The 5,430-nt window shown below is 60.4% G+C and carries 4 protein-coding genes; 3 read left to right on the top strand and 1 reads right to left on the bottom strand.

Going from position 1 to position 5,430, the window contains the following annotated elements:
- Positions 1-2,425: serine/threonine protein kinase (locus ABX749_RS20055; RefSeq protein ID WP_372897535.1), on the top strand; the 2,425-nt coding region annotated here is incomplete at its 5' end.
- Between the two features lie 120 nt (positions 2,426-2,545).
- On the opposite strand, the gene ABX749_RS20050 is transcribed toward ABX749_RS20055, so the two are convergent.
- A complete protein-coding gene (locus ABX749_RS20050; protein WP_372897534.1) occupies positions 2,546-3,676 on the bottom strand; it encodes a substrate-binding domain-containing protein in 1,131 nt (376 codons plus the stop codon).
- Between the two features lie 201 nt (positions 3,677-3,877).
- Between ABX749_RS20050 and ABX749_RS20045 the strand changes: the two genes are divergently transcribed.
- Positions 3,878-4,999 (top strand): Gfo/Idh/MocA family protein, encoded by a 1,122-nt coding sequence (locus ABX749_RS20045; protein WP_372897533.1) that lies wholly within the window; start codon positions 3,878-3,880, stop codon positions 4,997-4,999.
- Between the two features lie 9 nt (positions 5,000-5,008).
- Positions 5,009-5,430: QueG-associated DUF1730 domain-containing protein (locus ABX749_RS20040; protein WP_372897532.1), on the top strand; the 422-nt coding region annotated here is incomplete at its 3' end.

The following is a 5,430-nucleotide window of genomic DNA, read 5'->3' as shown; positions in this document are numbered from 1 at the left end:
GCTGGACGAGCACGACCACGAATCGGCTCGGCTGGAAGGCAACTCGGCCAAGCAACCGGCGATTCCGCCCGCCTTGGCGGACTCATCGCCCCCCGAATCCTCCGTTCAAGGCACCGACGGTCATGCGGCGACGTCCAACGCGCCGTTCCTGCCTCCCGGCCAACGCGACTCGATCAGCGACACGTCGACCTCCCCGTCCAATCCGACACCTGCGGCCAGTGGTCGCCAGCCGAAGCGTCAGACCTACAAAAGCGGTAGTCGAAAATCGAAGTCCGGATCGATCCCCGCCCCTTCCAAATCAGCGCAGGTCACCCAGCAAAGTTCTCAACGAACCCACGCCTCGCCGCGGTATCGGGACGAAGAGCCGCGGGCCCGGCGACGTCCCTCGGCCGGGATCTGGCAGACACGGGCGACCAAACATCGGCGTTTCAATGCCGGCTGGTTATGGCTGGCCACCATCTTGCCGACCGCACTGATCGGATGGTGGACCCACACGCAAGTGGAATCGAGTCTGCGCCAATCGACCGCGAACGAATTGGCCGGCGTGGCCGATGCCGTCCGGACCAGCGTCGATCAATTCCTCGACGATCAATCTCGTCTGACCGAATCGTGGACGCGTCACCGCGACCTGAGGGATGCGATCATTGCCCTGGTTCACACGAGCGAACAAGATGATTCGGTCGACGCGCTGCGTGAGGCCCCCAGCGCGAAACAAATCCGCGCGGCGCTTGTCGCCCAATCAAAACAACCCGATATCAAGTATGTCGTCTGGGATCGCACCGGAAAGGTGCTCGCCAGTTGGCTGGTCGACGGAGCCGACGTCGGGGGCAACGTCGCGCCGGACGGGGCGGCGAATCTGGCACGTGCGATGCGTGGTGAAACGGTGTTGTTCGGTCCCGAGATCTTGATCGCCGACGAGAGCGGCGTTGAACCCGAAACCCGATTGCCGGTGATGGCCGAGATCTTACCGATTCATGATGACAAAGGGCGCGTCGTGGCCACGATCTTGATTCGGGGCTTTGGCATGTACGACGCCTTGGACCAGATCTTTCGCGAAGCTTCCAACGCGGGCGGGCTGGACGTGTATGCCGTCAACGCCAACGGCATGATGGTCACCAACAGCCCCCGCGCGCTCGACTGGCTGACGCTCGGCGCGTCCGACGACGATTCGGTGTCTTGCCGATTACGAGTCTCCGATCCGGGCACGTCCGCGGCGTCTGCGACTCTTCTGGCAAGCCAAATTCGACGCACGCAACCGCTGACCTATTCCGTCGCGGCGGCTTCGTCGGGACAATCCGGATCGCAACTGGCCCCCTACCGTAATTACGCCGGCATGGACGTGGTGGGTGCATGGCGTTGGGTCAATCGATGGAACGTGGGCATTGTTGTCGAACGAACCGCACCTTCGGCGTTTGCGACCGCGCAAACCGTCTGGTTGGGATTCGTCGCGCTGGGAATCATCCTGACCTTCACCGCGCTGACCGCCGCCGGACGGATCGCCAGACGAACCGCCATGGCTCAGGCCGCCGTCCACCCGTTGAGCCGCTATGAGTTGATCACCGAGTTGGGCAGCGGCGGGATGGGCGTCGTCTATCGCGCCAAACATGGACAACTCGGTCGCGATACCGCATTGAAGGTACTGCGCGGTGACCGCGATAACTTGGAAGACCGGCTGCGGTTCGATCGCGAAGCCAAACTGGCCGCCTCGCTGAGCAATCCGCACACGGTCACGATCTATGACTACGGCCGGGGCGATGAAGGCGAAGCGTATTGCGTGATGGAGTTCTTGAAGGGAATCACGTTGTACGACGTCGTGGCACGCAGCGGGTTTCAGCCCATCGGACGGGCGCTGTTTATTCTGCGCCAGGTTTGCGACTCACTCGGCGAGGCTCATAAGTTGGGGCTGGTGCACCGAGACATCAAACCCCAAAACATCATGCTGTCCCTGGACGCCTCCGTCGGTGACTGGGCGGTCGTGTTCGATTTCGGTTTGGCCAAACCGCTGCAACCCGACGCCGATTCCTACCAGACCGCGGAAACGATCTGGGCCGGCACCCCGATGTACATGGCGCCGGAACGCTATCGCGAACCGAACAACATCGATCCCCGTTCGGATATCTATTCCGTCGGATGCATCGCCTACTTTTTGCTGTCGGGACGTCCGCCGTTTATCGAGTGCGACCCGGAATCATTGTTTGCGTTGGTGCTGACGGAACAACCGATCAGCATCGGTGTGCATCGCGACCAAGACGTCCCCGAGCCGATCATCGCGTTGGTCAAAAAGTGTATGGCCAAAAGCGTCGAAGATCGCTTCTCGACGATCGACGAATTGGCCTTGGAATTGGATCGGCTGATCGCGATGCATCCCTGGTCGGTCGAAGAAGCTCGGTCGTGGTGGCGGATCCACGGAGCGGAAGTCGGCTAATGCTTTGGCAACTGTTGACACGTGTTGGTGTGCAGGCTTTAGCCGCCCCTTTTCGCTGCGTAGCAGCGACCCGGAATCGCCAAAAGGCTAAACACCATCGGTTGCTCAATCGCTTACCCATCAGCGGAACGAAGCGCGGTACTTGCCGGGCGTGATCCCACGTTGCTTTCGAAACATCACGCTCAGATACTCCGCATGCTCGATGCCGCAACGCCGCGCGATCAAATCGAGCGGGAACGAGGTTTCGCGCAGCAAGCGTTCGGCCCGCTGGATCCGCGTCGCCACGATCATCTCGTGTGGCGTCTTGCCCAACATCGCTTTGAATCGCAATTCCAACGCACGGCGCGTCATCGAGGTTGTGGCCACCACATCGCCGACCCGAATCCCCGAACACGCGTGGGCCAAAATGTAGCGCGCGGCGTTTTCAATCTCGGGATCGTCCACCGCGACGGTATCGGTCGAGCGTCGTGTGGAGATCCCGATCGGAGGCAACAGGGTGCCCGTCGCCGGAACGGATTGACCGTCCATCATCTTTTCCAACAACTCCGCCGCGACGTAACCCGCCTGCTCGGCATCCGGAATAACGCTCGTCAACGGCGGAGACGCCAGCCGGCACAACAGTGGATCGTCGTCCACGCCCAAGACGGCGATCGAATCGGGAACACGCCGTCCCGCTTCGTCACATAAATCCAAGATCCGCCGGGCCAACGAATCATACGCCGCCATCAGCCCGCAGGGACTCGGCAGATCCCGGATCCAACGCAACAGCTTCGGCCGCTGACGCGCCCACGTCGAGCGTGCTGTTTCCGGCGGGATGTCAAACACCGAAACCTCCAACCCGCGCGCTTGCGCCGCAGCGACAAACGCATCGCGACGCCAACACGCCCAGTTGAACTCGACTTCGCCACAAAACGCCAACGCGCGCAATCCCCGTTCCTGGAAATGTTCGACCGCCAAATCCGCGATTTGCTGATCATCGGTTTCCAACCATGGAATGTCAGGCAGTCGCCGCGCCGCACTCAGATCAATCGTCGGCAACCCGGTCGCTCGGACGGCCTGGGCAATCTTGTCCGTTTCGATCCGCGCCAAAATGCCATCGCCCGGATACCGTCGCAACCAACTCGGCGGATCCGCCCCACGATGCTGCTCCGGTAAATCGACCTTCCATCGGCCGAACTCTTCCTGGTATCGCAACACCCCGCGCAGCAGCCCTCGGGCATACTCGTTACTGGATTCGATCAAAAGCGCCACGCTTCGTTGTTGCATGTGAAATAGCTTAGCAATGATGCGCGATATTGCATTGATGGCATCACGATTTTTGCTAAGTTTGTCGCTTGCCCCGGTCAAACACCATTGTTTTGTTACTGCGGTTCCGCCTCCCTGCGTCACCGTGCATCCGGCACCGGCGCTGCGATCCGTTTCCTCTCTCGCTACCCTTGGTAAAGGTTTCCCATGTCCAAACCTGTTCGCGTCGCAATGATTGGCCTCGGCTTTGGCGCCGAATTCATTCCGATCTATCAAGCCCATGCCGGCGCCGAAGTCGTCGCGATTTGCCGACGAAACGAAGTCGAATTGACCAAGGCGGCCGACCAATTTGGGATCGAGAAACGCTTCACCGACTACGCGGAACTGTTGGCCGACCCAGACATCGATTACGTCCACATCAACAGCCCGATTCCCGATCACGCCTGGATGTCGCTGCAGGCACTCGATGCGGGCAAGCATGTGATGTGCACGGTGCCGATGGCGACGACGATCGACGAATGCCGTCAGATCGTTGAAAAGGTCAAGGAGACGGGGTTGAAGTACATGATGGCCGAGACAGTCGTCTACAGCCGCGAGTTCTTGTTCATCAAACAGATGTACGAGAGTGGCGAACTGGGAAAGATCCAACACCTGGCCGCATCGCACCCGCAAGACATGGATGGCTGGCCGAGTTACTGGGAAGAAATGATCCCGATGCATTACGCCACGCACGTCGTCAGCCCGTGCCTGGGTTTGACCAACGCACTGGCCGAATACGTCAGTTGTTTCGGGTCCGGCGAAGTCCGCGAGTCGATTGCGAAAAAGTCGGGAAATCGGTTCGCCGTCGAGAGCTGTCATATCAAATTGAAGGACAGCGATCTTTCGGCGCACATCTGGCGTTTCCTGTATGACGTCGCCCGCCAATATCGCGAAAGCTTTGACGTTTATGGAACGAAGAAAAGTTTCGAGTGGACGTTGATCGAAAACGAACCACACGTCTTGCACACCGCGAAGAAACCGGAACCGGAGATCGCAGAAAAGATCGAAGTACCTGACTTTGCCCATCTGCTGCCGGCCGAGATTCAGAAGTTCACGCTGCCATCGGAAATCCACGACGCTGGCCACTTGTCATTCGTCCAAGGTGGCGGACACGGCGGATCACACCCGCACTTGGTTCACGAGATGGTCAGCGCGGTCAGCGAAGACCGCGATCCCTGGCCCAACGCCGTCACCAGCGCCAACTGGACGTGCGTCGGATTGTGTGCTCACGAGTCGGCAACCAAGGGCGGAGAGATCGTCAAGTTGCCAGAATTCACGTTGCAATCGTGAACCACGCCCGTGAATGAATCGCCCCCCGATCCCGCCGGATGGCTGCCGCTGTTTCGACAGCGGGCCGCGGAATTGGGGTTCATCAACGCCGGGATCGCCCCGGCGGTTGATTCCGCAGGCTTCACCGATCTCGTCAAATGGATCGAGTCGGGTTGCGCCGCCGGGATGCAGTACTTCGCCGACCGCTTGGACGCCTACCGCCATGCCGACGGCGTGATGGCGGGGACCAAGAGCATCATCGTGCTGGCGTATCCATACCCGGCCGATGCCGACCAACCATGCGCCGACGGCCAGGGATCGGTGGCGCGTTACGCGTGGCCGGGCGCCGACTATCACGACACGATCCATGCCAAACTGAAGCAACTCCAACGCCTGGTCGCCGAACTGGCGCCAAACATTTCGACGCGCGGTTGCATCGACACCGCTCCGTT

The organism is Stieleria sp. (genome assembly GCF_041595215.1).
Taxonomy (GTDB): domain Bacteria; phylum Planctomycetota; class Planctomycetia; order Pirellulales; family Pirellulaceae; genus Stieleria; species Stieleria magnilauensis.
Note: the sequence above shows the minus strand (reverse complement) of the source record. Positions and strands in the feature narration are given on the sequence as shown.